Annotated in this window: 24 protein-coding genes and 2 pseudogenes; 9 read left to right on the top strand and 17 right to left on the bottom strand. The window is 41.3% G+C overall.

Annotated features, from left to right (window positions below; translation table 11 throughout):
- The 10 genes and pseudogenes from H6G97_RS05355 to H6G97_RS05400 all read right to left on the bottom strand — a co-directional run.
- Nucleotides 1–330 (bottom strand): annotated as a pseudogene (locus tag H6G97_RS05355) (IS701 family transposase); the annotation flags it as partial.
- Nucleotides 331–532: 202 nt separating this feature from the next.
- The gene (locus H6G97_RS52230) at nt 533–883 is read right to left on the bottom strand and encodes a four helix bundle protein (RefSeq protein WP_242054817.1); all 351 of its coding nucleotides are present in this window, start codon (nt 881–883) and stop codon (nt 533–535) included.
- A 63-nt stretch (nt 884–946) separates the two neighbouring features.
- Nucleotides 947–1,090: pseudogene (locus tag H6G97_RS52235) on the bottom strand (diversity-generating retroelement protein Avd); the annotation flags it as partial.
- 102 nt (nt 1,091–1,192) lie between these two features.
- Entirely contained in the window at nt 1,193–1,420 is a 228-nt protein-coding gene (locus tag H6G97_RS05365; protein WP_190939664.1) for a formylglycine-generating enzyme family protein, read from the bottom strand.
- Between the two features lies 1 nt (nt 1,421).
- The gene (locus H6G97_RS05370) at nt 1,422–1,814 is read right to left on the bottom strand and encodes a sugar ABC transporter permease (protein ID WP_190939665.1); all 393 of its coding nucleotides are present in this window, start codon (nt 1,812–1,814) and stop codon (nt 1,422–1,424) included.
- Between the two features lie 696 nt (nt 1,815–2,510).
- Nucleotides 2,511–4,202: a hybrid sensor histidine kinase/response regulator gene (locus tag H6G97_RS05380; RefSeq protein WP_190939667.1), complete on the bottom strand. Its 1,692-nt coding sequence runs from the start codon at nt 4,200–4,202 to the stop codon at nt 2,511–2,513.
- A 291-nt stretch (nt 4,203–4,493) separates the two neighbouring features.
- On the bottom strand, nt 4,494–4,967 hold the full coding sequence (locus H6G97_RS05385) for a response regulator (RefSeq protein ID WP_190939668.1): 474 nt from the start codon (nt 4,965–4,967) through the stop codon (nt 4,494–4,496).
- Between the two features lie 52 nt (nt 4,968–5,019).
- The gene (locus tag H6G97_RS05390; RefSeq protein ID WP_190939669.1) at nt 5,020–7,407 is read right to left on the bottom strand and encodes an ATP-binding protein; all 2,388 of its coding nucleotides are present in this window, start codon (nt 7,405–7,407) and stop codon (nt 5,020–5,022) included.
- 606 nt (nt 7,408–8,013) lie between these two features.
- Nucleotides 8,014–9,531: a M16 family metallopeptidase gene (locus H6G97_RS05395; protein WP_190939801.1), complete on the bottom strand. Its 1,518-nt coding sequence runs from the start codon at nt 9,529–9,531 to the stop codon at nt 8,014–8,016.
- Between the two features lie 35 nt (nt 9,532–9,566).
- Nucleotides 9,567–11,231, bottom strand: coding sequence for a M16 family metallopeptidase (locus H6G97_RS05400; RefSeq protein WP_242054811.1), 1,665 nt, complete (start codon nt 11,229–11,231; stop codon nt 9,567–9,569).
- Between the two features lie 151 nt (nt 11,232–11,382).
- On the opposite strand from H6G97_RS05400, the gene H6G97_RS05405 reads away from it, so the two are divergent.
- Nucleotides 11,383–11,997 (top strand): TetR/AcrR family transcriptional regulator, encoded by a 615-nt coding sequence (locus H6G97_RS05405; RefSeq protein ID WP_190939670.1) that lies wholly within the window; start codon nt 11,383–11,385, stop codon nt 11,995–11,997.
- Between the two features lie 48 nt (nt 11,998–12,045).
- Here H6G97_RS05405 and H6G97_RS05410 read toward each other — a convergent pair whose 3' ends face one another.
- Nucleotides 12,046–12,486 carry a DUF4332 domain-containing protein gene (locus H6G97_RS05410; protein WP_190939671.1) on the bottom strand — a complete coding sequence of 147 codons (441 nt, stop codon included), beginning with the start codon at nt 12,484–12,486 and terminating at the stop codon, nt 12,046–12,048.
- A gap of 206 nt (nt 12,487–12,692) precedes the next feature.
- Between H6G97_RS05410 and H6G97_RS05415 the strand changes: the two genes are divergently transcribed.
- The gene (locus H6G97_RS05415; protein WP_190939672.1) at nt 12,693–13,157 is read left to right on the top strand and encodes a DUF29 domain-containing protein; all 465 of its coding nucleotides are present in this window, start codon (nt 12,693–12,695) and stop codon (nt 13,155–13,157) included.
- A 2-nt stretch (nt 13,158–13,159) separates the two neighbouring features.
- On the opposite strand, the gene H6G97_RS05420 is transcribed toward H6G97_RS05415, so the two are convergent.
- Both H6G97_RS05420 and H6G97_RS05425 read right to left on the bottom strand, forming a co-directional pair.
- Entirely contained in the window at nt 13,160–13,966 is an 807-nt protein-coding gene (locus H6G97_RS05420) for a PhzF family phenazine biosynthesis protein (RefSeq protein ID WP_190939673.1), read from the bottom strand.
- Between the two features lie 143 nt (nt 13,967–14,109).
- Nucleotides 14,110–14,538: a hypothetical protein gene (locus tag H6G97_RS05425; RefSeq protein ID WP_190939674.1), complete on the bottom strand. Its 429-nt coding sequence runs from the start codon at nt 14,536–14,538 to the stop codon at nt 14,110–14,112.
- A gap of 359 nt (nt 14,539–14,897) precedes the next feature.
- On the opposite strand from H6G97_RS05425, the gene psbQ reads away from it, so the two are divergent.
- The 4 genes from psbQ (at nt 14,898) to hemJ (ending at nt 18,317) form a co-directional block, all read left to right on the top strand.
- Complete coding sequence (gene psbQ, locus H6G97_RS05430) at nt 14,898–15,365, top strand: photosystem II protein PsbQ (protein ID WP_190939675.1); 468 nt, start codon at nt 14,898–14,900, stop codon at nt 15,363–15,365.
- A 113-nt stretch (nt 15,366–15,478) separates the two neighbouring features.
- Entirely contained in the window at nt 15,479–16,603 is a 1,125-nt protein-coding gene (locus tag H6G97_RS05435) for an NAD(P)/FAD-dependent oxidoreductase (RefSeq protein ID WP_190939676.1), read from the top strand.
- 86 nt (nt 16,604–16,689) lie between these two features.
- Nucleotides 16,690–17,541, top strand: a complete 852-nt coding sequence (locus tag H6G97_RS05440) for an alpha/beta fold hydrolase (RefSeq protein WP_190939677.1) — start codon at nt 16,690–16,692, stop codon at nt 17,539–17,541.
- Between the two features lie 197 nt (nt 17,542–17,738).
- A complete protein-coding gene (gene hemJ, locus H6G97_RS05445) occupies nt 17,739–18,317 on the top strand; it encodes a protoporphyrinogen oxidase HemJ (RefSeq protein ID WP_190939678.1) in 579 nt (192 codons plus the stop codon).
- A gap of 75 nt (nt 18,318–18,392) precedes the next feature.
- On the opposite strand, the gene H6G97_RS05450 is transcribed toward hemJ, so the two are convergent.
- The 3 genes from H6G97_RS05450 to H6G97_RS05460 all read right to left on the bottom strand — a co-directional run bounded on the left by H6G97_RS05450 (nt 18,393) and on the right by H6G97_RS05460 (nt 21,189).
- Entirely contained in the window at nt 18,393–19,301 is a 909-nt protein-coding gene (locus H6G97_RS05450; RefSeq protein ID WP_190939679.1) for a peptidoglycan-binding domain-containing protein, read from the bottom strand.
- A 399-nt stretch (nt 19,302–19,700) separates the two neighbouring features.
- Nucleotides 19,701–20,744, bottom strand: a complete 1,044-nt coding sequence (gene speB / locus H6G97_RS05455; protein ID WP_190939680.1) for an agmatinase SpeB — start codon at nt 20,742–20,744, stop codon at nt 19,701–19,703.
- A gap of 289 nt (nt 20,745–21,033) precedes the next feature.
- Nucleotides 21,034–21,189: a hypothetical protein gene (locus H6G97_RS05460; protein ID WP_190939681.1), complete on the bottom strand. Its 156-nt coding sequence runs from the start codon at nt 21,187–21,189 to the stop codon at nt 21,034–21,036.
- A gap of 229 nt (nt 21,190–21,418) precedes the next feature.
- On the opposite strand from H6G97_RS05460, the gene H6G97_RS05465 reads away from it, so the two are divergent.
- A complete protein-coding gene (locus H6G97_RS05465; RefSeq protein ID WP_190939682.1) occupies nt 21,419–22,429 on the top strand; it encodes an AraC family transcriptional regulator in 1,011 nt (336 codons plus the stop codon).
- A 16-nt stretch (nt 22,430–22,445) separates the two neighbouring features.
- Here the strand turns inward: H6G97_RS05465 and H6G97_RS05470 are convergent, their stop codons facing one another.
- On the bottom strand, nt 22,446–22,748 hold the full coding sequence (locus tag H6G97_RS05470) for an acylphosphatase (protein ID WP_190939683.1): 303 nt from the start codon (nt 22,746–22,748) through the stop codon (nt 22,446–22,448).
- Between the two features lie 83 nt (nt 22,749–22,831).
- On the opposite strand from H6G97_RS05470, the gene H6G97_RS05475 reads away from it, so the two are divergent.
- Together H6G97_RS05475 and H6G97_RS05480 are read left to right on the top strand one after the other, a co-directional pair.
- Nucleotides 22,832–23,209 (top strand): DUF1823 family protein, encoded by a 378-nt coding sequence (locus H6G97_RS05475; protein ID WP_190939684.1) that lies wholly within the window; start codon nt 22,832–22,834, stop codon nt 23,207–23,209.
- Between the two features lie 505 nt (nt 23,210–23,714).
- A complete protein-coding gene (locus H6G97_RS05480; RefSeq protein WP_338421587.1) occupies nt 23,715–25,388 on the top strand; it encodes an alpha-amylase family glycosyl hydrolase in 1,674 nt (557 codons plus the stop codon).
- Nucleotides 25,389–25,563: the final 175 nt, after the last annotated feature.

The following is a 25,563-nucleotide window of genomic DNA, read 5'->3' on the forward strand; positions in this document are numbered from 1 at the left end:
AGTAGGGTTGACATACACGCAACTAACTACACCAATACCTTTGAGGACACCATGCTCATTACCACTATATTGTCTCCTGACTATTTCTATTTCTTCAGAATACTTTTTATCTAAAACGCTATCATCAAATATTATGTAACCATTGGTATCAGGCTCAACTACCTCTTTCACGTTATCCCAGAGTAATCGAGGTGTTAACTTTTCTCTCTTTAAATAGTAGTTAATTGCATCATGGCTAATAGTCTCCAAATGCTCTGCCAAATTGGTCATCGTATAATTAATTTGACTACTTAATAAGTATTGGCAGTAATTAAGCTTAGTAAATCTCATTCCCGTAAGCAACATTTATCTCATACAACCTCTACCTATTTTCTCATGAATATTTCATGCTTTGCTTCCAATACACCAGCTTTTATTACAAATACAAGGCATTCGGAATCAGATTCAAATAATACTTATGTACTAGTAATTGGCGATCGCATTGTGCCAGTTGCGTAAGTCCTGGTATACAAAAACAGTTTTCAGACATTCTCTAATCGACAGGTATATTCGTCTTGATTTTTTGCTGTTTTATCCATCCACCCAAATCATTGCCAATATCATTTAAAAGTTTTTCAGCATATTTATAACGCTCTATCTTAATTAAGTTAAATTCTAAAAGTAGGCGAGTTTGATAGCGCAAAATATCTAGTACAACACGGCATAAATAAGCCACCCATTCCAAATCAACAAAACGTTTATACGTATTCATTTTGACTTTTGACTTTTGACTTCCGCCTTGCGGTACTAGCTTACTATTCAATAATTCTAAATGGGTTAATTTCTGTTTAGCATATCGTGCTATAGCAATCCTATCTGATTTCTGAAAATTCGCAGTGTCCAGATCCCCGACTTCTTTAAGAAGTCGGGGATCTAACTTTTCACGAATGATTTAGGATTGCTATATGATCAAAATATCTAATGAATCGTATAGTTCTGTAATAATCCGATTTTCTAGCAAAAATTTATGATCTCTAGGAAGCCGATTTAAAATTGGCACATACCACTTGATTAAATCGTAAGTTTTTTGTTTTATTGGTAAATCACTCATTCATACAAAATTTTAAAAAAATTGATCGCGCAGAGTGCGAGACATTAAGAAGGGTAAAGAAATAAAGAGCAAAGTGCTAAAGGGCAATAGTGTAAAGGGCTACTAAGTCCTGCCACGAACCAACACAACCCGAAAACCCACGCGGTCGTTACGAAAGTCACGCGCGAAATAGAAGCGATACGCCGAGCGGCAATCCCTAGGAAGGCTGCTCCACGAACCACCACGCAGCAGCCGATTTCGATTATCATTATCAATCATAACAGCGCTTGGTAGGGGGTTAAATTCTGGCTTATATTCACTAATCCCTATCAGCAGTGCGAGCTTTCTCATGTTAGCTGTTTGACTTATTGTTTAAAAAATCTTGCGCTTTCTGTAGAGCAAATTCAAATTCTTCTCGACTGCTGGCTTCGATGTTGAGTTCTCTGCCATCAGGCGCTTTCACCCCGATTTTAATTGGTTTGTTGCCGAAGCGATCGCCTAGAAAATTAAACAAAGTTTTAATATTAGCGGCGTTAACTTGTGCATTTAACAACCCCAACAAAAAACCTCCGAAAGCCTTTGTACCCTTGGGTGCGTTTTCTACTGCAACTAAATCTGCATCTTCTACCCCATCTACTTCTCTTAGCTGAGGTAATAAATTCTCTACTTCTGTTTGCAATTCCTCATCGTCTAAACCCAGTTCAGCTAGAGAAATCGTCACCTGAACGTTAGATATTGCTGCCATGATGAATCGCTTAAGTATTTTTTGGGTCTTTTTTAATGATTCTATCGGTAATTCTGGCTAATTTAGTAAATATCCGGGGAGCGATGCCTGCGGCGGGCTAGGCCTACGCATTTGTTATTTCGAGGTTCGCATTTGTTACTTCAGGGTTCTCATTTGTTACTTCAGGGTTCTCATTTGTTAATTCAGGGTTCGCATTTGTTACTTCGTGGTTCGCATTTGCTATTTCGGCGATGCCTGCGGCGGGCTACGCCAATGCATTTGTTACGTAAGCGTGTCCATAACGCACCTTACGAAACTACTAGAAGAGTTGAAACCTATGCTGGTCATACTTGTGTATACACCCAATACGGTTCGGATAAGCATTTTTCTACTTTCTTTGTGGTCTGGGGAAAGGGTAAGGGGTAAAGGGTAAACAGTAAAGTAAAGGATGTATTCAAAACCTTTCCCCTTTTTCCTTTCCCCTTTAACCGAACCGTATTGTATTTACACCGTAGCCTTTTAGGAGAGAGATTTAGAGAGAGGTTTTCCAGATACCGTGAAAAGTCAGACGCACTCTACAGAACTAAAGTATCTGAAGCTAGGGATATGAAATTGCGATCGCTATATGTTCCTATTAATTCTGATGCTATTGCGATCGCTACATAAAATCGGCAGGGTACGTGAAATAATTGGGGATAATTTAGTTTTTGCAAGTCCTTAAGTAGATGATGGAGATAGTTGACCAGTTGGGGATATCTTCGGTAAGCTAACTGTAACTTTAGTTCCTTGCCCCACTTCACTAGACAAGGAAATATTGCCACCATGTAACTCCACACAAGCTTTAGCGATCGCTAACCCTAAACCTGTACCAGGAATTGTGTCAACGTTACTTCCACGACTGAAAGATTGAAATAAATTTTCTTGATCTGCGATCGGGATACCAATTCCCTGATCTTTGATATAAAAGATTACTTCTGATTCTTTGCCAACGAGGTGGAATTCTACAGTACCTCCATCTGGTGAGTACTTAATTGCGTTGGACATTAAGTTAATAAAAATCTGCTGCAAAAGTCCGCGATCGCCCCAAAAGTCTTGGTTATTTCCTGTAATTTTAAAAATTAATTCGTGGCGATCGCCTGCTGTTTCTCGCTCTTGTTCTATGAGGTCAGAAAAAAATTGTAGCAAATCTAATGCAATTGGTTTAAACTCGGGTTTTTCTAGTTCCAATTGGTTAACCAAAAGCATATTATCCACGAGTTTGGACATATACCTTGTTTTCTGTTCAATGATTCCCAAAAACCTCTGTTGTTTAGATTCGTCTAGTTGCTGGCTATGTTTTACCAAAGTTGATGCAGCAGCAAGAATGGAAGTTAGCGGCGTTCGATACTCATGAGAAACCGTTGCAATGATTTGAGATTTAAATATATTTAATTGCTTTTCTTTGGCAAGAGCTGCTTGAGTTTGGGCTAGCAATTCCGCCTGTTGGATAGCGATCGCTAGTTGCACCGAAACTTCATTGAGCATCTCTACATCATCAGTTTGCCACTGTCGCTCCCCAGAATTATGGTGAGCAATCAATAAACCCCAAAGTTTGGGGGTTGGGTTTCCATTGTTACTCAGATTAATGGGAACCACCAGATTTGCCTTAGTATTAAATTGCTCTTTTAGGCTGACACAATTACACAAGCCAAGCTCATAGATATAAGGAATTGGGGATTGGGAAAAATCTTCCCTAGTTATCAGTACTCTGTCTCCTTGTCTTTTCGTGCCATTGTCCCCAGCCTCAATGCGATCGCACACTGCTACAGTGCAGAATGGCTCAACTGATGAGGCAACTATTTTACCATCTGTATTTGGGGCGAACTGATATACCATCACGCGATCGCACTTCAGAAGTTGCTGTACCTCGGCTACAGCTGTATTCAAAATTTGCTCTAAGTTTAGAGACTGGCGAATTCGTAAAGCAGTCGTGGCAATTAGGCGTTGGCGCTCTTGGGTTTTGATGAGTTGGGCTTGCAAGGACGATTGTCTAATGGCATTACGGACTGCTAGTTGCAGTACATCTTGTGTCAGATGTTGCTTGACTAAATAATCCAAAGCACCCCGTTTCATTACTTGCACAGCGATCTCTTCATCACCCCGCCCTGTCAACATAATCACCGGGACAGAAGTATTAAATATCTCCTGTTGCATCTGATCGAAGAGTTCTAACCCACTCATATCAGGTAGGCAAAAATCCAGCAGAATCACATCGCAAGGTACTTTTTGGCACAAAGCAAGTCCTTCTTCTGCACAGTCTGCCTCCAAAATCTGGTAGGACTGGTGGGGATCTTTCAAAAGATATCGACGATAAATTTTCCGATCTGCGGCACTATCATCGATGATAAGTAGCGTCCGTATGTCCAACATAAGGTTGTGAGGATCGGGGAGCCATATAGATCCCTTTTATCCAGATTGGGTTTTTATTGCATAATTCTAAAAATAATATAAAATTAAGTATAAAGAAAATCTAAATTATTTAGTAAATCTAAAGCAATAAAAACAGTTAAATAAGGTAGTAAAAACAGAAAGATGGGGAAAACACATCTACCAGAGACAAGCAGACACAGTGACTCAAAGCGGAAATGTCGCTGTGCCCTCTGAGCCGTCTCTTTTATTATCCTAATATCCCTACTGCCTGATTAACAAAATATAAACAAATTAATCCAACACGGGTGGCGTATTGGCCTCAAGCCAGTAATCCACAAATGCCTGAATCGTCTTTTTTAATTCCTGAGCATCCATCGGCTTTACCAAATATCCATTTGCACCCTTTTGGTAGCACAATTCAATATCCTTGGGGTTAGATGATGTGGTGAAAACAACGATGGGGATTCCTTTGAAACTCTTGTCTTGCTTGAGCCGATCTAAAATATCGCGGCCATCAATACCTGGCAAATTCAGATCGAGCAAGATTACAGAAGGTCGTAATGCTACTTTAGAGTTGGGTGGGTCTTCGCCTTTACTGTAGGCATCATTCCCTTGTTGAGAGAGAAACTCTAAAACCTCATCTCCATTAGTACAGCGATGTATGGGGTTCTGGACGGACATACGCTGCATCAGACGTTGCAGCATCCGAAAATCTTCATTGCTGTCCTCAACAACAAGCAGAGGTTCATGAAGTTTTTTTATCATTCGTGGTATTAAAAGAACTTAACAAAAATACATATTTAGCCACTATCTTAAACTATTCCAGCGTAAAATAGAACATTGAGCCAACGCCGACGGTAGATTCAACCCAAATTTTACCGTTATGAAGTTCAACAATCTTCTTAACAATCGCTAGTCCTGCACCGGCTCCACCACCATACTTTTGCTGAGAGTGGAGCCGCTTAAATAATCTAAAGATGGTTGCTAGGTGATGCTGTGGAATTCCAATACCATTATCGCGGATGTAAAAAGTGATTGGAGATTGAGAATTGGGGAAGGTGGGGCCCCCTCTGGGGATAAGGGGTAATGGGGATTGGGTATGGGTCAATAGTTCTTCTCCCCCTGCTCCCCCTGCTCCCCCTGCTCCCCCTGCCCCCTGCTCCTTGCTCCCCTGCCCCCCTGCCTCTTCTTGAGAAAGGTAGCCAATTTCCACCCATTGCTCTGCCTTATCGTTATATTTGAAGGCATTGCCAAGCAGATTACTGAAGACTTCATTAACGAGAATTCGGTCACACAAAACTGTTGGTAAAGGCCGAGGAATGCGAATATCCACAAACTGAGAGTCTTGGCGACTAGCACGAAAAACGTCAATTACTTGGTTGAGTAATTTGTTGAGGTCAGTTGCTTGCAAGCGCAGTTGCGCTTGTCCTAACTGCGAGAGTCGCAGTAGAGCATTAATCAGAGTTTCCATCCGTACAGATAAGGATACTACTGTTTGCAAGCACTCAATTCCGTCATCATCTAATACTTGGGCATAGTCTTCTAACAGCACTGTCGAAAAGTTATAAATGCCCCGTAAAGGTTCCTTGAGGTCATGAGAAGCGGCGTAGGCAAAGGATGCTAGTTCTTGGTTGCTGCGCTCTAATTCCAGGTTGATTTTAGCTAATTCATCCGCCTTCGATAGTACAATACCAATGATCGCATTCCTCAGAGCGATCGCACTGTCAAGTTCACAAGCTTTCCAAGGTAGAGAAGTCAATCTAACTGTTTCTTGCCATTGTTCAAAGGATTTTCGCGGAGATAGGGTGATGCTACCATCTGCCTGGGTTTGAATGGATTCATTGGGATTACCTGCCCAGTGTACTGTTTGGATAACTTCGGGGCGAAACCAAAGGATGTAATAGCGCCGGACTTTAGAAATCCGCAGTAGTAACAAGCCACTAGCTGTATCTTTAAATATGAGCGCCTCTGGGTAAAGCTTGGGCAGAGAATCAGTAGAAAACAAGTTATCAGTAACTTGGATATCCGCCCATTCAATTAACGCCCGAACTTCATGAATATTCGGTGTTGTCCCTACAAGGGTAATTTCATTATCCAGACAAACCGCCGCTCCTGAAGCACTAACAAGATCGAGCAACCGGATTTCAGGTTTGATTAAGGCATCGATAAAATTATCTGCTTGGGAAATGGACTCTAGAAACTCAGACTGTAGCGATTTGAGTTTTACCTTATAATCCCATTCCGAGTGACTAATTTTGTGCGCTAATTCTGAAGACACAATCTGTCCTAAAAATTCGCACATCTTGCGGACTTCGTAAGAAATATACTTCGGTGTTTGATGATGACAGGATATTAATCCCCAAAGCTTCTGCTCTTGAACCAGGGAAATCACCAAAAGAGCCTTCACGCCCATATTTTGATGATATTGAGTACAACACCAATCAAAACTCCGTAGCAGACAGTAGCTTAAGTCAAGCTGCTGATGTGTTGTTGGATTTTCGGTTGGAACTAGTTTGACAGGTTCGGCGGTCAAATCGGGGAGAAATCGGAGAAAGCAGCGCGTGTATAACTCCCTAGCCTGGGCTGGAATATCTGTAGCAGGATAGTGGAGTCCTAGATAAGGTGATAAATCTTCTCGTTTAACTTCTGCAACAACAGAACCCGCTTCGGATTGGTCAAATTGATAGACCATTACCCGATCAAAACCGATGATTTTTTGGACTTCTTCAGCTACCGAATGCAAAAATTCTATCAGGTTTGATGTGTTTTGCATTTTAGCGATCGCTTCACTCGCAAAACTATGAAAGTTTAAGAAACTCACCTCAAATTCCGAGTCAGTTGGTTCTAGCTCCAGAATCACAGCTTCTTCTGTACGATGAGCAATAGCATCAAAGTATATTTCCCCATACAAAGTATTTATTAGTACTTTAAACGCATTAGCGCTGCCAACCTTTTTTACTAAGCACTGCTTGACAATTTCCACTGGCTGGGGTTCAAGTAAATAGCTCAAAGGTTGACCGAGCAAATCTTCTGGAGCTTTGCACAAATACACTTGGGTATTATTGCTAACTTGTAGGATCTCTAGCTGAGTACTGAGTGCCAGGAGAATGCCATGAGGTTGAATAGAGCCAGGTATGTGAATAGGTTTGCGATCGTGGTTAGTCAGGGCAGTAGTTTGGGCTGTAGTATATTCAGACTGGCTCATAACTGAACTTATGTAAAGCTGACTTTTACCATAGCGCAATTAAACGTCACATTTCTTTAAAGTATATGCCGAGAAGTATGAGTGCGATCGCATATCATCTGTGCTTGGTTACATTTTTTAGCTCTTTGCAAAAAATTGGGCGGATATGTTAACTTTCGTTCCTCAACACAACCTACACTGTTAAAAAAAAACCCCTGGAGTTCCCAGAGGTTTTAGGTTCCTGATTTAGTTTCTATTTATTACTCCAATTCGTCCTCAGTCATTTCCCGATAGCAAAGGAAATTATTTGAACAACCAGATACCTGACTTCTCGAAGAAGTCGAGAATCTAATACCAATTTGAAAAAAGAATGCGACAGATGGGTAGGGGCACAACATTGTTGTGCCCTTACAAATAATTGATGTGTCGCAAACATTATTTGAATTGGTATAAGCCTTACGATTTGACTTGTATAAACGTATTCCGAATGGGCTGCTGCCTCTAGTCAAGCCACTGGAGGGGGAACCTCCGAGAATCGGTTCCCAGCCTCCAGGCTGGGAACCAGTTAGGGCAAGGGCTGTGTCTTAACTTAGTGCTATTCTATTCAGTGTGTACCTATGTACGCTATTAATTTTTTGTCTGTGGTCGTGAACCAGGAATTGTTACATCTATTGGTGTCACCTTTGCCGCTAGCTGCGTCAATGGTGGTTGAATGGCGGCTTGATTCCCCACTACTAGAGTCACAATTTTTTCTGGTTTGAGGTATTCTCGTGCTACGCGTTGGACATCGGCTGCTGTGGTGGCGGCGACGGCTTTTTGATAGCGAAAGAGAAAATCAGCAGGATAGCCGTAATATTCGTATCGCATCAACCGTGATAAGGTTTGGCTGGGGTCTTGAAAGTTGAATACAAAGGAGTTAAGTGTAGATTCTTTTGCAAAAGCGAGTTCTTTTGCAGTCACTTTTTGAGTTTGAATGCGCTTAATTTCACTTTGTAAGGCCTTGACAAACTGGACGGTAGCATCAGATCGTGTTTGTCCACCAGCAATGAACATCCCAGGATAATCGAAACGAGGACTCCACTGGCCATAGACAGAGTAAGCTAAACCTTGGCGCGATCGCACTTCATTAAATAAGCGTCCACCAAATCCACTTAAAACCCCATTCAATACATCCAGCGCCGGATAATCAGGACTATCAAAGCGTCCGCCTAAATGCCCGATAAGTACACTACTTTGGGTTAGTTGTGGCTGATTTACAAAAAATACTCCACCTGTATTAGCTGCGGAAACCTTTGGTAATGTGGGTTTGGCAATACCTGGGTTACGGTTCCAATTGCCAAACTTAGCTTGAATGAGCGATCGCATTTTCTTAGCATCAAAATCCCCCACAATCCCCAAAATCATATTATTGGGGTGGAAATATTGCTGATAAAACTTGAGCAAATCCTCACGTTCAACCTGATCCACCGTCGCATACTCTATCGTGCGAGAGTATGGACTATCTTTCCCATAGATCAACTTCTTAAATTCTCGACTAGCAATACTATCTGGATCATCATTGCGACGGGCAATGCCACCCTTAGCTTGTGTCTTAGCCAAGTCTAGCTTTTCTTGAGCAAATACTGGCGATCGCAGCACCTCAGCAAATAGCCCAAACACTGTTTCTAAATCTTCACTGAGCGCGTCAAAGCTAGCACTACCAAAAGTTTCAGCAATACTAACTTCCACAGATGCCGCGCGTTGTTCCAATATCTCGTTGAGTTCATCAGGGGAATGCTGCTTAGTTCCTCCAGTTCGCATCACCGTGCCTGTAAAACCAGCCAACCCAACTTTCTCCAACGGTTCCAAGCGATTTCCTGTCCGCACAAAGGCCGTACCATTCACCAACGGTAACTCGTGATCTTCCATTAAATAAACAACTAAGCCGTTTTGCAGCACAAACCGCTCATACTTGGGTAACTTGATTTCAGGTAGCGGTGGTAGCTGTAATTCCGTGTAATGCTTTGCCTCAGCCGTCGCCGCTAAAGAAAAATTACAAGTTAAAAGTAAACACGCAAAAACAGCAACCAAAGCATAAATCAGACCCTTCCTCTTTTGAATTTTCAACGCTATCTGCGTTTTACCTTTCACCTGATACCTCTGCATATCTTTCTTCCTTTGCGTCCTTTGCGGTTCGTTTTTCATCCTTCTTTCGACAACAACTTACCAATTGTGCGATTCTCAGCCGTAAACGTCTGCTTTGCCACTCGCTGAATATCAGCCGTTGTCACCGCCGAAATATCATCCAACTGCTTAAACAAATTCCGCCAAGAGCCAGTTTTCACTTCATATTCCAACAATTGTTGAGCCATCCCCATATTGGAATCGAGAGTACGTAACAAACCCGCCCTTGCTTGAGTTTTCACCCGTTCCAAATCAACCGCCGCTACAGGCTCAGTTTTTAATTTGTCAATTTCTTGGCGCAAAGCCACCCCCAATTCATCAACTGTATGGCCAGGAGCCGTGAGAGCATAGAATAACATCAGGTTTGGGTACTTATCTCCCGGAAAACCGCTGAAACCTTGGGCACTTAGCGCCAAACGCTGCTTCTCTACCAAAGACTTATACAGCCGAGATGTGCGTCCATCACTTAATAAACTACCAATGATTTCATAGACTGCATTATCTGGATGAGTAATTGCCGGACGATGATAACCTTCTAAATACCAGGGTTGAGAAGGTAGCTGTAAAGTAACTTCCCGTGTTTGTTTCTGTGGCGGTTCCACCGCGATTTGTTCAACAGCTTTGGTTTTTGCTTGATAACGGCCAAAATAAGTTTGCGCCAGCTTTTTCACCTCAGCCGGGTTAACATCTCCGACAATAGCGATCGTTAAATTACTTGGTACGTAATGAGTATCAAAAAACTTTTGGACATCTTCTGGTGTCAGATTGCGGATATCTTGGTCATAACCAATTACTGGACGCCTGTAGGGATGGACTTTGTAAGCAGTATCGATAAATTTTTCCACCATTATTCCAATGGGTGAATTTTCCACCCGCATCCGCCGCTCCTCTAAAATTACATCTCTTTCTTTATAAAACTCACGACGAATTACAGGATCGAGAAACCGTTCCGACTCCAGCGACATCCAAAGTTCCAGCTTATTGGCAGGAAAGCTGTACAAATAACGGGTGGCTTCAGTTGAAGTATTGGCATTTAAACCCACACCTCCTGCTTGTTCGACAATTTGCCCTAATTCGTTTTGTTTGACTAGCTTGGCTGCTTGCGATTCCACTCGCTTAAACTCAGCTTCTAACCGAGCAACCTCATCTTTTTTGCCATCGGCTTTTGCTGCTTGAATTTGGGCATCTAACCGTTCTAAGGTTTCTAATAAAGGTTTTTCTGCCTTGTAGTCTTCTGTACCAATGCGCGTTGTGCCTTTAAACGCCAAATGTTCCAGAAAGTGAGCTACACCAGTTTTGCCATCTGGCTCATCTACTCCACCGACATCCGCATAAGTAAGGAAAGAAACGACAGGTGCTTGATGTCGTTCCAAGACAATAAATTTTAAACCATTTTCGAGGCGAAACTCCGTTAACTGCTTGATTACTCGATCCAGGTAAGGTTGAATCGAACTTTGAACTGACGGGGTTTGAGTTTTCGCTTCTTGAGGAGGTGCTGTCTGAGTTTGAGCCAGAGCGACTTCTGGCAGCAATCCCCAGTAAAGAATGAGCGAAGTCAACAAAGTGACAAACAACCGCCGTAATGTGACAGATGTTTGATCTGACCAATCCAAAATCGTTCGACTGAGCAAAGTCGAAATCCTCAATCTCAAATTCCAAATTGACCGACTGATATGGTTCATAAGCGAGAATTAAGATAAAGTTACATTACCTAAAAAACAGGATACTCAGCAAAAGAACGTTAATCTTGTATTAAGTTCTCAGTGACTTTTTGTACTGAACGTTAGACAATAATGCTACAAGTGCTGTTCTGGATATTTAACCATAACTATTATGCGAGTTTTTAATTCTTCCCCGCCTTCAGAGGCTCAGACACGCACCCGGATTTTACAAGCAGCACAACGGTTGTTTGCCTCTCAGGGATTTGACGGCACTACCACCCGCGATTTGGCACAAGCCGCAGGTGTAGCTGAAGGCACTCTCTTCCGTCATTTTCCGAATAAAAAAGCGATTTTGGTGGAAGTAGCTACGAATGGCTGGGTAGAGATTCTCACAGATTTGCTGACAGAATTAAGTGAAATGGGCAGCTATAAAGCCGTAGCTCAGGTGATGCGCCGCCGGATGTGGAATTTCCAAAAAAATGCCCATTTAATGCGCGTTTGTTTTATGGAGGTGCAGTTTCACCCCGATTTACGCGATCGCATCCAGTTAGAAGTCATTACCAAAATGACAGATGTGGGCGAAGCATTTTTTCAAACAGCAATGGATAAAGGCATTTATCGCCAAACTGATGCCAAGCTGGTTGCTAAAGTTTTTTTAGGGATGTTTGCGATCGCAGGTTTTTCCAACAACACCATTATTGAGCCTGATGCTTCTCCCCAACAAATGCAGGAAATGGCAGAAGGACTTGCTGATATCTTCCTTAATGGTGTCTTGGTTAAAGAGTGAGGAGTGATGAGTTATGAGTTATGAATTTTAACTCCAAACTCCAAACTCCTAAATAATAATTGTTTTCGCTTGCTGACTCCACTGTTGTACTAGCTCAATTGCTGGACACAAATCACGCCGTTGCATTGTTGCTACCTGTAATCGCATAATTTGTCGGTGTAATCTGTGAGTAGGAGTTTCAGCTAACTGTGCGACAGAACCAATACCCGCATGCAGCAATAAACCACAATATTGTATCCCGACGCTAGGAATACGCGCCAAGTCAGCTAAGGTCATCCATTTATTTACATACTGAAGATGAATCTGTAGTTTATTTGCTAACGCTAGTCTTTGCTCTAAAGTCTTTCCTTGTTTGACTAGTGTTACTGTACTAGTAATGCCACAATTGTGCAGTTGGGATTGTTCTTCGTGGCTAAGTCCAGGTAATTGCTCGATTGGCCAGTCACGAGATTGCATGAGGATTCTACTATCTTTGTGTTTAGCAGACATTTTTAAAATTAAAATATTAGGCTTCTTTGAATATTGTGACACCCGCTTCTTCACAAAAGTAGACTTTTGCGGTTTAGTATTTGCATTGCCTAACAATTTCCTAATAGAGGAATAATCTTAATCGCCTTCCCTCACCTCTGACGTTAAAATACGTGTAAAATATCTCAAATTTTGCTTGTCTCCCTCCGGTAGATTGCAGGAAGTTTATGACCCCGATTCCCAAAAGCGCAGCCCAGTTATATGAAACAGATTTTTTTGCATGGACAGAAAAAACTGTGCAACTCATTCGTGCTGGACAATTTGGACAAGTAGATTGGGATGCTGTAATTGAGGAGATTGAAAGCTTGGGACGCTCAGATCGGCGGGAGTTGAAAAGCCGTTTGGAAGTATTATTACACCATTTACTCAAGTGGCAATATCAGTCTGGTTTGCGGAGTGGCTCTTGGCAAAATACCATTGATGAGCAACGCAACAAAATTCTAGATTTGCTGCAAGAGAGTCCCAGCCTCAATTCCTATCCAGAAGAAGTTTTAGCCCAGTGCTATCATCGGGGATTAAAAGCTGCTAGTAATGAAACTCAACTACCAATAGATACGTTTCCAGTGGAGTGTCCTTATTCCATTGCTCAAGTTTTTGATGTTGAGTTTTTGCCGGATGCGATTGATTTTTAATCTTAGCTTAATGGGGTAATTAACTCACCTCGCATCACAGTTACTGCTTGTCCGCCAAGAAGGACGCGATCGCCCCCATCATAATCTACTTTCACCACCCCACCGCGACTTGATGCTTGATAAGCCAATAACTCATCTTTGTGCAAGCGATCGCGCCAGAATGGAGCAAGACAACAATGAGCCGCCCCAGTCACTGGGTCTTCATTAACACCTAATCCTGGTGCAAAGAAACGTGAGACGAAATCATATTCGGAATCAGAATTGGCGGTGCTGGTGACGATTAAACCACTAATAGACAACGTTTTTAGGAGTTGGAAATTAGGCTGTACTTGCCGTAGCAATTCTTCAGATTCTAATTCCACTAAATAGCCTAACGAATTCTGCAATACAGATTTGTATGGTACACCCAAAACTTGGCTAAGTTCTGGAGGAGCGATCGCGGCTTGGGAGTGATTCACAGGAAAATCTAATTCAATCCACTTACCTTGCAATTTAGCAATCAACACTCCAGTTTTGGTATAAAAACGCGCCACTTCATTCGCTGACAGATGTCCCTCTGACCAGAGTACATGAGCGCTAGCTAAAGTTGCATGACCACAAAGCGGCACTTCTAGCATCGGCGTAAACCAACGCAGATTGAAGCCATCATCCTGTCTAACGAGAAAAGCCGTTTCAGATAAATTCATCTCTTGAGCTACATTCTGCATCCAGCCATCGTCTTGGTGAGCAGGCAAAACACAAACAGCAGCAGGATTACCTGCAAAAGGTGTATTGGTAAAAGCATCAACCTGAGTAATGGTTTGTCCCATTAAAGTTACCCTGAAAGTTAGACAGCAATATTATATTTATCAAGAATCTGTAAAAAATTTATGCCGACTATTGCCATTATTGGGAAGCGGCGTATTGTTGGTAGAGTAGCACAGATAGAGGTTTGCCTTTACCCTGTGTTCTTTTAATCATTTGATTTATTAAAAACTTCTAAAATCTGTCGGCAAATCTGTTTCAACTTCTCCTCAATTTCACTAGAAGGTGAAGATGCGCCGACAATACTCCAATTTTCCACCGTAGAAAGTCGCCATGCTTCGCCGCGATGATCAAATCCAGCTATCTCCACGCCGATCGCACGGCGTGAATTACTGATGGGATCTTGATAAAATCGGATTTGAATTAAGATACTACGACTACGCCAAGATTTGCTGATACCAGGAAAGTGAAAGCCAATATCTATAGAGTCTGGATCGACTAACTCCCTGGTTTCCGGGTCATTCTTCCAGGGCTTAAGATCAGATTTGGCATCAGGAAACTCGAATTTGAACAAATTAACCACCGTAGCAATGTTGCTGGCGAGTTCAAGGTTCGTTGCCTGTTCAGCTGCATTCACTAAAAAACACTCCTATATTGCGTCGGCATCTTGGGGATGTGAAGACAGAACAACCGCCAGAAGGCTTATCCTATTGGTGTTTCAGCTTATCAAGACCTTTGAAATTTAGCAACACCAGATTATATTTCCCTAACAATCATTGTTACTAAACAAATGCCAAAAATCGCTTCTTGTTGAGACTGGTTAACACCTATTAAGTAATTGTACTTAAAAATTCCTCAAAAGCAGATGAAATTCTGCTCTTTGGAAAAAATATCAAGATTTTCTGCAAAATCCTTGGCTGACAAGGATGATAAATTGCGCTAGCGATCTAAAATGACACTGTTAATCGGTAAACACAAAGCAATTAAGTTCAATGTATGGCCCGTCAACGCTCGATTTTTTCGTTTTTTCTAGTATTATTGGCCACATTCCTCATTAGTTGTGGTGGCCCTAATGTCGCGGTAGCACCTCCGACTTACACAGCAGTACAACTTGAAAAAATTCAGGCATACCTTCCTGAAATTCAGGCTGTGCGCGATCGCTCACAAGAGTTGAAAACTTTGATCCAAAGAGGTGATTGGATCAATGTACGTAACTTTATACATGGCCCGATAACAGAAGCAAGGCTAAACCTGACTTATGTCACTCCCAACCTTCTACCCAAAGACCAATCCACAGCACGTCAAATAACGCGAGATTTGTTTAACGACCTGGTTAAACTTGACAAAGCTACTAGTGCTAGCAATCCTCAAGTTGCCTTGAGTAAAGCCCAAGCTGCTTTCGCAGATATTGACAAATTCCTCGAACTGCTTCCTAAGACCAGCAGTCAACCAGAAGCAAGTTAAGCGCAAGGTATATGGGCAGAGGGAGATAAAGAGGAGTTCACTTGCTCCCCCTGCCTCCTCTGCCTCCCCTGCTTATCCGAACCGTATTGCCCCATCTTCGCTTCAAAATAGCAATGAGTCATGTAGTTATTATTGGTTGTGGTGTAGTTGGGGCTGCGATCGCATACCAACTTAGTCTAGTAAAAGGGCTGAAAATTACAGTTTGCGATCGGCAAGCACCAGCACAAGATTCCACAGGCGCTGCACTTGGCGTTTTGATGGGCGCAATCAGCCAAAAAATCAAAGGCAAGGCTTGGCAGATGCGACAAACTAGCATCCAACGCTATGAAACCTTGATTCCTGAACTAGAAGCTTTAACAGGTCGCAAAATTCCTTTTAATCGTCAGGGAATTCTCATGCTTTTGTCTGATTCCTCCCCTTCTCTAGAGGGGATTTCAGCATGGGAAAAACTAATAGAAATTCGCCACTCTCAAGGCTGGCATTTAGAAATATGGGACACGGCTAAACTCCAAAATATCTGTCCTCAAATTAATCACGAAAAAATTACTGGCGCTGTCTATTCTCCGCAAGATCGCCAGATCGATCCAACAGCCCTGACGTTAGCTTTAGTTGAGGCTGCCCAGCAAAATGGGGTAAATTTCAAATTTGGCGTGACTGTTTTGGATGCCCCAACCTCAACACCTGAATCTTCTTCCCAATTTTGCCATCAACTTGAGACTACAGAAGGAAAAATAGCTGCTGATTGGTTTGTAATTGCAGCAGGGCTAGGTTCAACACCACTGACGGCAAAATTAAATCAGATGGTTGATATCCGCCCTGTGCTTGGGCAAGCGTTGCAGATGCGTGTGGGGCATCGATTAGGCAATCCTGACTTCCAGCCAGCGATAACGGGTAACGATGTCCATATTGTTCCTGTGGGCAGTGGAGATTATTGGGTAGGTGCAACAGTGGAATTTCCCATTAATGGTAATGAGATTCCGCCAAATCAAGAACTGCTGGAATCTGTTAGAGAACAAGCGATCGCATTTTGCCCAGAATTAGCCACAGCAACTATTCTCTGCACTTGGTCGGGGTTACGTCCCCGCCCGGAAGGACGACCAGCCCCAGTTATTGGCAAGTTACCAGGGTTTAGTAACGTCCTCTTGGCTACCGGACACTATCGCAACGGCGTTTTACTAGCACCCGCCACAGCTTATGCGATTCGTGAGATGATTACTTCTCAGGGAATGGGGGGATGAGGGAACAGGGGGAGCAGGGGGAGCAGAAGAAAATAATAATTCCTGACAAATGACAAATGACAAATGACAAATCATAGGAATATAGCGTGTCAATAACAGAACATAAAATCAATGTAGATTCACTGGAATGGTTTTATCGGGAATGTTTACCAATCGGCAGAAGTGACTTAGCGCCTGTGTTGTTGCTACACGGCTTAGTTTCACAAAGTTATAGTTGGCGTCATATTATACCTGCTTTGGCGAATCAAGGTACAAGAGCGATCGCTCCAGATTGGATTGGTTACGGCTTTTCTGCAAAACCAGAAAAACGAGATTTTGCTTACACTCCCGATGCTTTTATTACAGCTTTAGAAGGATTTATTAAAGCGCTAGAACTTGAACATTTTTCTTTAGTTGTACAAGGCTTTTTAGGTTCTGTAGGGTTACAATATGCCTTGCGTCATCCAGAACAAATTGCCAATTTAGTTATTTTAAATACCCCAATTTCAACTGCTGCCAAATTACCCTGGAAAATTAAACAAATGGGTTTACCTTTGGCAGGTGAAGTCATGACCCAAGATCCCCTATTAGTTGACCGAACGCTAGAAAGTGGAAGCCGTTATCGCATAGATGATAAAGATTTAGATATTTATCGAAAACCATTCTTGAAAAGTTCTTCATCTGGTCGGAGTCTCTTGTCAAGTATTCGCAATTTACAGCTTGATTCAGCCATGACAGAAATACAATCTGGCTTTAAAGAATGGCAACAACCAATTCTGATTCAATGGGGTATGATTGACCCTTGGCTACCTGTAGACATTGCCGAAACCTTTGCTAATTCCGCACCAAATAGCGAATTAATAAAACTTAATAACGTCGGGCATTATCCTCAAGAACACTACCACGAGGCGATTTTAGAAGACCTTTTACCCTTTGTGCGTCGTAAAGATGCTCATTGACAATATACTTCTAGCAAAAATCGATATTATAAAAATGAACCCACAAATAACATAGATAAATTATAAATATTTATCTGTGTTAGAAAATGAATTCTGAATTTTTGCTAGATTGATAAATGTTATTCCCGCCTACATTTGTGAACTTTTTATTACCACTAAAAATGCGTCACAACCACAAGTAAAGGAGATTATAATTCATGGCTTATTCATGGTTTAAAGCCTTTCATATTGTCGGATTTGTAGTTTGGTTTGCTGGTTTGTTCTACCTAGTACGTCTTTTTATCTATCACGTTGAAGCTGAACAAGAGCCTGAACCAGCGCGAACGATACTGAAAAATCAGTATCAAATTATGGAAAAGCGGCTTTATTATATCATCACTAACCCAGGAATGTTTGTGACGATCGCAATGGCCATCGGTTTAGTAACCACTGAACCGGATGTTCTAAAAGAAGGCTGGTTACATATCAAACTGCTGTTTGTTGCTATTTTAATTGGCTATCATCATTACTGCGCTCGGCTAATGAAGAAATTAGCAGTAGATGAATGTGGCTGGAATAGTCAGCAATTACGTGCTTTAAATGAAGCACCCACAGTTATGTTAGTAGCGATCGTATTGCTGGCTGTGTTTAAAAATAATCTACCTACAGATATCGCTGCCTGGGCTATTTTCGGCATGATTATTTTGATGGCAGTAACTATTCAACTTTACGCCAAAAAACGCAGGCAAGATAAAGAGAAGTTAACAGGACAGATAGGGCAACCACAACAAAGTTAGACAAAGTAAGGTAGCACAGATGTGCTACCTTACTAAACCTTGCATCATAACAAGCGCTAGCAATTAATCATTACCTCATTTTGGAAACGTTTTCAGTAAATCATCTCCAGGAATCACGCTAGTGTAAAAAGTATATTTGCGATTAGCTACATAACGGCGGTCTTGTTTAATAATCGCCATAAACTCTTTATGTCCCTGGCGAGTCCGTCCCACTAAACAACCCGCACTAGCAAGGCGAATATCATTTCGGGGAAAGTCAAAGCCGTAGTGTTGATTCACATAAAAATTATTACCTGTATCCAGTTTGTCGCCAGTCCGTTTAAAATCTTTGTTGAAATCTCTACAAACAGTTATATCTCCAACTTGCACTAATGCTTCATGAGGCTCTGCTGTACCGTGGGTACCAACAGCCCAAGCTTTGTATTGCCCAAACTGAATTCTAGCTGCTCCTTTGGGATTCATCGGATTATAAGTGTAGTGCTTCCCTGGTTCTGTAGTTGCTTCCCAGTGATCCAAGATTTTGGGAACACCATTTACTACTTCAATAACAATCCGCCGATCATTAAATTCATTGGGTGTATCATTGTTGAGATTCCAGTCTGCATTTACACCCTCTACATAAACAATGTTGTATTCTTTTGGATTGGTGAATACCTGATAATCTTTGGATAGCATGTATTTCACAATCTTACTGGCAATGTCATTACCAAGTTTTAAGGGAGGTTTAGGAAGATCATCTATTTTGGTTTCAATTAGTTTCTTGGCTGTAACTGCTCCTAAAAAGCCATTCTCTTCAGTCTTTGTTAATTCTTGAAATTTTTTCAGAGCTATCACAGTAACAGGCCCAAACTTACCATCGGCTGGAGGTTCTAGCAAACCTAAGCCGATTAACAATATCTGAATCTGACGAGCTAAGTCTATATCCTCAGCGATCGCATCGAATGCCCATTTTTCCTCTTTTCCCAAAAAATCTTGTAGTTTCATATTGCACCTGTTTCGTTTACCTATAGGTAAGTATAAACATCATGAAAACGATTGATGATGTTTGAAACTATACGCTCATCCAAAAAGTTCTGCCAAAATTTTTATATTACTTTATGATTTAATATTGCATAACTACTTTATAACAGTAATTTTGCTGAAAGCAAGCTTGATTATAATACTTAACTTTTAACAAATCGTAGTAACACAACATAAGTAGCCCTTGACCAAGGCACTTCTTGGATAATTCATAGATCATTAGCTGCAAGCTGGTTTCCTAGTGCAATATGTAAACTTGGTTTTTGGCAGTTTGAGGAATTATTCGAGAGTTAGAGATAGACAAGTTGCTGTTGTCATTATCTTAAGTTCAGTATGATTACTAACCTGCCAAAATTTTATTGTTTATATCTTCTGCTGAGATAAATCCATCAAATTTGCCAGCTTGTAAACTATTCGCGCTCCAACATTACCATCCCACTCAGCATCACCAACTTCGCAGATATCAAAGCCAATAATTTTTCTTCCACTATTGACCAATTCCCGGAACAGACAAAAAGTTTGCTCTAATTCCAACCCACCTGGAACAGGAGTACCTGTACTCGAACAGAGTTTTGGATCTAGACCATCTACATCAAAGCTAATGTAAACATACTCAGGCAGAGAACTAATAATTTCTCGGCATAAATCAATCCAAGTTGTTCCAGAGTAAAGCTTTTGCTTAATAGCTGGGTCGTAATAAGCAATAATACGACTATCAGATTGGTCAATCATTTGTACTTCATCATGACTAATATCACGTAAACCCACTTGCACTAGCTTAGAAATTTGCGGTATTTTCATCGCATTAAACATAATAGACGCATGAGAAAACTCAAATCCCTCATAAGCATCGCGTAAATCCGCGTGGGCATCAATGTGTAAAATGCCATAGTTTGCGTAGTTAGCTGCTAATGCTTGGAAATAACCTAAAGGCGAACTGTGGTCTCCACCAAGAACGGCGACTCGCTTACCATCATTAATTGCTTGCTGACAATTTTCAAACAGCCATTTATTAACTTGTTGACCAGCCTGATTAATTTCCGTCAAGACAGGTGTTAAATCTGGTGTATCTGAGAGTTGTTTCCCTTGGGCTAATCGCTCGATAATCTGTGCTGCCAAAGTGCGGTAGTATGTGTTTTTCTCTAAAATATCTTGGGGAATTTCCACCATGAAAATTCCCTGCTTCCAACCATCAGGGTTATCAAAATCAAACAAATCTAGTTGAGTCGAAGCATCGAGAATTCGCTGTGGGCCATTAGCAGTACCAGCACCATAGGAAACAGTAACTTCCCACGGCACACCAAAGACAATCAGGTTTGCAGACTCGTAATCGCAAGGTAAACCTAAGAGGTTGCCATTTATTTCACCTACGCCGCTGGGATTGTAGTCTTGTAGTTGATTACTCATGAAGTATCTTCTTGATTTACGTGTGTAGACAGCACGCCGCCTAGTGGACATCTGCATTGTAATCAAAATTTTTCACAGGTGTTAAACCACGGTTAGCTGATAAAAGTCATCAGTTCTCTTTTAAGGTAATCGCTGCAAGCGATCGCCAAGCAAATATAAAATAAATAAAACACCTGTTGTTCTCACCACTTGCAAACGGGTTATAAATTTTGCCTCGAATTAGCAAAAAGGGGGATGGAGAATGGGGGAGATGAGGTGAATGAATGAGTCCTCAGTCCCCAACCTCTATTTATTTGTATTTAACTAATGACTGATCCACCCTCAAAAATCGGGCAATTCCAGCTAAAGCTCCGATCATCAGCTTTTGCAAAAATACTGGTGGGCCAACGATGATAGTATCTGCTTTCTTAATCAGCAAGGCAAATTGCAAAATATTTGTAGGCATTCCTTCCTTGTCTACCTTTTTCCGGATTCTGAATTTGCTCCCTATTTGAGTCTGTGGTGAAAGTTGCGTCAGCAGAGTGAGTGTGTAGTTTGGCAGATATCATTTTCAAAAATTCCTTTCGCGTTGTTGATACTCTCAAGGTATGCTGTCTGCGGAATCTGGAATTGACATCTTGCGCCAAGGAATTGACCGAACACGCCAATGTTAGAAAACTACGCCTGAATGCTTTATGAAAGAGGCAACTTTCTCAGTATCCATTGTTCGAGACATTGTTCAATATGCAGCAACATCTGGCATTGATGCTAAGAAGTTGTGTACTGCTGCGGGAATTGAACTAGCGCTGATAGAAATGCCCGATCAGCAGATTACCGGAGCGCCCTTGAGAGCCTTGTGGCGTGAAGTAGTTAAATTGACAGGTGACGAAAACTTTGGCTTGCACTTGGGGGAAGCTTTTAATGCCGCTGCGATCGGCATTGTCGGCTATGTGCTGTTGAATTGTAATACATTCGATCAAGTTTTAGAAAAACTCTCTCGTTACACCCGTTTATTCAGCCAAGGTGTTTATATTAATTTCACAGTATTTGAAGGGCAGGTATTGTGTGATTGTGAAATCGTAGACTACTTAAAAAACTACTTATTAGAAGAACCTCGGCATCCCATTGAGAGTACCTTTGCTGCCTTGATGACAGTAACAAAAATGCTCACAGGTAAGCAACTCTATCCTCAAACAGTTTGGTTTCAACACCCACGTCCAAATGATATTTCTGAACATGAGCGGATCTTTCGCTCAAGCATACGTTTTTTTGCACCGACAAATCGAATGATTTTGGATGCCAATTGTTTACATTGGCCAGTTTTATCAGCTAACCCCAGTCTCTTGTCTATCTTTGAACAATATGCAAAAGCTATGTTACATGAGTTAAGTCAAGAAAATACTTATAGCAACCTTGTTGTTCAGACAATTTCTCAACAGTTAAAAGGAGAAGTTCCTACACTCAAGATCATTGCCCACAATCTAGCTATCAGCGTTCGTAATTTGCAGAGAGAATTGCAAACAGAAGGTACTTCATACCAACAACTCTTGGATGCGACACGCAAAGAATTAGCGCTACGACACCTTAAAAAAACAGATGCCTCAATACATGATGTGGCTTTTTTGCTCGGCTTTTCTGAACCAAGTGCATTCCACCGCGCCTTCAAGCGATGGACAGGAAAAACCCCACAAGCGTATAGGGGGTAAAATTACAAGTTACGAATTACTCAACCCGTTTAACTTCAAATCCCCGTAACCCTTCTGGTACTTCATATTCAACCACAACGTCTTTAACCACAGCATCAGGTGGCCCAGAGTGACACCAGCGAACCATGTCATCTACAACCTCTCGCGCCCCTTCAAAAACTGCCTCTACTCGACTTTCAGGGAGATTCCGCACCCAACCGGTTAATCCTAACTGCCTAGCTGTATCCACGGTGGCGTAGCGATAGCCCACACCTTGGACTCGACCAGAAATTAATACACGGGCGCGGATGATATTTGATAATGGTGTGGAATTCTGCATAGACTAGTCTAATCTTTACGATTTCCAGTCTACCTAGTTTGTGTATACACAAGCTGTTTTTAATTTTTAATTTTGACTTGCTTATGTCTAACCTACCACCACTCAATACAGAAACAATTTGGGCAATTCTTGAGGAAAAAGTTGATGATGCCACAGTTAACCAGTTGCTATGGCATTATTTAGGCTATCGCTATGATTCCTCAACTGCACAATGGGACACAAGTCAAGTTGCACCAGAATGGCAAAATGAGTACCCACAACCACCAGATTTTATTGAATCTCGCCCTGCAACAGTTAAGTTGACTCGTTCCATTCCCGTTGAAAATAAACAAATGCTAAAACAAAAACTCGGCTTCAAAGGTTACAAAATTGGTGAATTTGGGCCTCGCCAAACTCGTAGGGCAACGGCAGCGAATTGGTTATTAAGTTATTTGCAACAAACTAATACCAATTCTGTGTAAAACTGCACAAAATCAAGCTTGAAACAAGGGACTTAAACCCCTTGTATTAAAGGTTATTTGATAATTGTTTCGCTGTGACTTTAGGCACTTTTAGATCCCGCCTAACCCATGCCAGTCGCTCCACTTGGAGAGACCCCTTGGCGCTAGCCTCTCCCCTTGGGAGAAGACCGCGCTGGCTCCCCTTAAAAAAAGGGGGAACCGAAATCAAAGTCCCCCAATTTATCGGGGGATTTAGGGGGATCTAAAACTTTTGATACCGACAATAGGACTTTTCAAACATTATACAAATTTCTTGCAAAACAAAAATAATCTATTTTACAGTAAAGCCGTATTTTAGTCAACAAATAAATAGTATCAAAAGCTAAGAACCAAAAAAATACATATAAGTTTTATAAAATATTTATTAATTCATCCTGAAGATAGAAGCACTCCTGAGCTAATTCTTTCTCTAGAGCGATTTGCAAATTCAATTGAGCGTCAGAGAATATTTCTATCAACCCTTGGTATTACAAACACTTCTATGGCAAAGCCAATTGAATTTAATTTATTTGCACCTTACAACAAAGGAGCTGCATTAATTGGTTCTTTTTCTGATTGGCAAGAAATTCCAATGGAAAAAGGTGATGATGGTTATTTCCGTACAAGTGTTGAACTAGAAGACGGCGTTTATAAATATAAATTCCGTATCCAGTCAAATTCATGGTTTTTTGAACCAGAACAATGGGTTGATGTTACAGACCCTTATGCAACTGATATAGATGAACTGAGTGGAAAAGATGATGGTGTTATCCGCATCAAAGATGGCGAAAGAATTACCGATACATACCTTTGGCAACATGATGATAAACCTTTACCTGCTGACCACGAATTAGTAATTTATGAATTGCATGTCGGTGATTTTTCTGGTGGCGAGGATGATCCTTATGCACGAGGCAAGTACAAACACGTCATTGAAAAGTTAGATTATCTATGCGAACTAGGAATCAACGCTATTGAGTTGATGCCACTTAAAGAATATCCTGGCGATTATAGTTGGGGTTATAATCCCCGCCACTTCTTTGCAACAGAATCTAGTTATGGTTCGACTGCTGATTTGAAAAAACTGATTGATGAGTGTCATGGCAGAGGTATTCGTGTAATTCTTGACGGTATTTATAACCACTCAGAAGCATCTGCTCCTTTAACACAAATTGACCACGATTATTGGTATCATCACGATCCTCGTGACCCTGATAATAACTGGGGGCCTGAGTTTAATTATGAACATTATGATGAGAAATTAGATATTCATCCAGCGTGGAAATTTATTGGTGAGACAATCCGTTTTTGGATTGAGGAATATCATCTTGATGGTATCCGGTACGATGCAGCACGGCAAATTGCTAACTACGATTTCATGCACTGGATTGTTCAGGAAGCCAAAAAAACTGCTGGCGCGAAGCCTTTTTATAACGTTGCTGAACACATTCCTGAAACTACCAGCATTACCAATGTAGATGGGCCAATGGATGGTTGCTGGCATGATAGTTTTTATCACTGCATTCTAGAACACATTTGCGGTGATACATTTGATTTAGAACGTCTCAAAGACGTTATTGACTGCAAGCGTCAAGGCTTCTTGGGTGCCACCAATGTAGTAAATTACCTCACCAACCACGACCATAACCATGTCATGGTAGAACTGGGGAACCGTGAGATTTTTAACGAAGAAGCCTTTAGGCGGGTTAAATTAGGAGTAGCCATTCTAATGACTGCTGTTGGTGTACCTTTGATTTGGATGGGAGAGGAATTTGGTGAGTATAAACCTAAGCAACCTGAATCATCGAAAATCGATTGGACGCTGTTAGGTAACGATCTAAATCGTAGTTTATTTGAATCCTACAAAGGCTTAACCAACCTGCGTAAAAGTAATCATGCTCTTTACACAGAAAATATTGATTTTATCCACGAAAATGCAGAAACAAAAGTATTAGCTTATACTCGTTGGAATGGTGAAGGTTCTCGTGTAGTCGTAATAGCAAATTTCTCAGAAAACTTCCTAGCTGGCTATCATGTTCCTAATTTTCCTAGCCCTGGTACATGGCACGAGTGGACAGGTAATTATGATGTCGAAGCTGGTGACGATGGTATTATAGCTGACTTGGGGCCATACGAAGCTAAAGTATTTGTATGGCAGTAATGATATACACAACCACTGAATCAGTATTGCAATAGCAAACAAAAGGGGAAAATATTTTCCCCTTTCTCAGTTATTAGATTATTCACTTACCGTCTATTCAAAAATTTGTCAAGTAAAAAATAAGCTATTTTAAAAGTTCATGGGTTTGTGTTACACTTTTGAGTTGAAGTGCGTA

Origin of the sequence: Nostoc flagelliforme FACHB-838, assembly GCF_014698065.1 — a bacterium.
Taxonomy (GTDB): domain Bacteria; phylum Cyanobacteriota; class Cyanobacteriia; order Cyanobacteriales; family Nostocaceae; genus Nostoc; species Nostoc flagelliforme_B.

Bases quoted from the DNA above. Each gene is read 5' to 3' on its own strand.
- H6G97_RS05405 (WP_190939670.1), top strand. From the start codon at position 11,383: ATGCGAGTTTTTAATTCTTCCCCGCCTTCAGAGGCTCAGACACGCACC.
- H6G97_RS05365 (WP_190939664.1), bottom strand. From the start codon at position 1,420: ATGAGAAAGCTCGCACTGCTGATAGGGATTAGTGAATATAAGCCAGAA.
- H6G97_RS05435 (WP_190939676.1), top strand. From the start codon at position 15,479: ATGAGTCATGTAGTTATTATTGGTTGTGGTGTAGTTGGGGCTGCGATC.
- H6G97_RS05470 (WP_190939683.1), bottom strand. From the start codon at position 22,748: ATGCAGAATTCCACACCATTATCAAATATCATCCGCGCCCGTGTATTA.
- H6G97_RS05395 (WP_190939801.1), bottom strand. From the start codon at position 9,531: ATGCAGAGGTATCAGGTGAAAGGTAAAACGCAGATAGCGTTGAAAATT.
- H6G97_RS05475 (WP_190939684.1), top strand. From the start codon at position 22,832: ATGTCTAACCTACCACCACTCAATACAGAAACAATTTGGGCAATTCTT.
- H6G97_RS05415 (WP_190939672.1), top strand. From the start codon at position 12,693: ATGACCCCGATTCCCAAAAGCGCAGCCCAGTTATATGAAACAGATTTT.
- H6G97_RS05380 (WP_190939667.1), bottom strand. From the start codon at position 4,202: ATGTTGGACATACGGACGCTACTTATCATCGATGATAGTGCCGCAGAT.
- H6G97_RS05390 (WP_190939669.1), bottom strand. From the start codon at position 7,407: ATGAGCCAGTCTGAATATACTACAGCCCAAACTACTGCCCTGACTAAC.
- speB (WP_190939680.1), bottom strand. From the start codon at position 20,744: ATGAGTAATCAACTACAAGACTACAATCCCAGCGGCGTAGGTGAAATA.
- H6G97_RS05370 (WP_190939665.1), bottom strand. From the start codon at position 1,814: ATGGCAGCAATATCTAACGTTCAGGTGACGATTTCTCTAGCTGAACTG.
- H6G97_RS05460 (WP_190939681.1), bottom strand. From the start codon at position 21,189: ATGCCTACAAATATTTTGCAATTTGCCTTGCTGATTAAGAAAGCAGAT.
- H6G97_RS05410 (WP_190939671.1), bottom strand. From the start codon at position 12,486: ATGTCTGCTAAACACAAAGATAGTAGAATCCTCATGCAATCTCGTGAC.
- H6G97_RS05465 (WP_190939682.1), top strand. From the start codon at position 21,419: ATGAAAGAGGCAACTTTCTCAGTATCCATTGTTCGAGACATTGTTCAA.
- H6G97_RS05385 (WP_190939668.1), bottom strand. From the start codon at position 4,967: ATGATAAAAAAACTTCATGAACCTCTGCTTGTTGTTGAGGACAGCAAT.
- hemJ (WP_190939678.1), top strand. From the start codon at position 17,739: ATGGCTTATTCATGGTTTAAAGCCTTTCATATTGTCGGATTTGTAGTT.
- H6G97_RS05450 (WP_190939679.1), bottom strand. From the start codon at position 19,301: ATGAAACTACAAGATTTTTTGGGAAAAGAGGAAAAATGGGCATTCGAT.
- H6G97_RS05420 (WP_190939673.1), bottom strand. From the start codon at position 13,966: ATGGGACAAACCATTACTCAGGTTGATGCTTTTACCAATACACCTTTT.
- psbQ (WP_190939675.1), top strand. From the start codon at position 14,898: ATGGCCCGTCAACGCTCGATTTTTTCGTTTTTTCTAGTATTATTGGCC.
- H6G97_RS05400 (WP_242054811.1), bottom strand. From the start codon at position 11,231: ATGAACCATATCAGTCGGTCAATTTGGAATTTGAGATTGAGGATTTCG.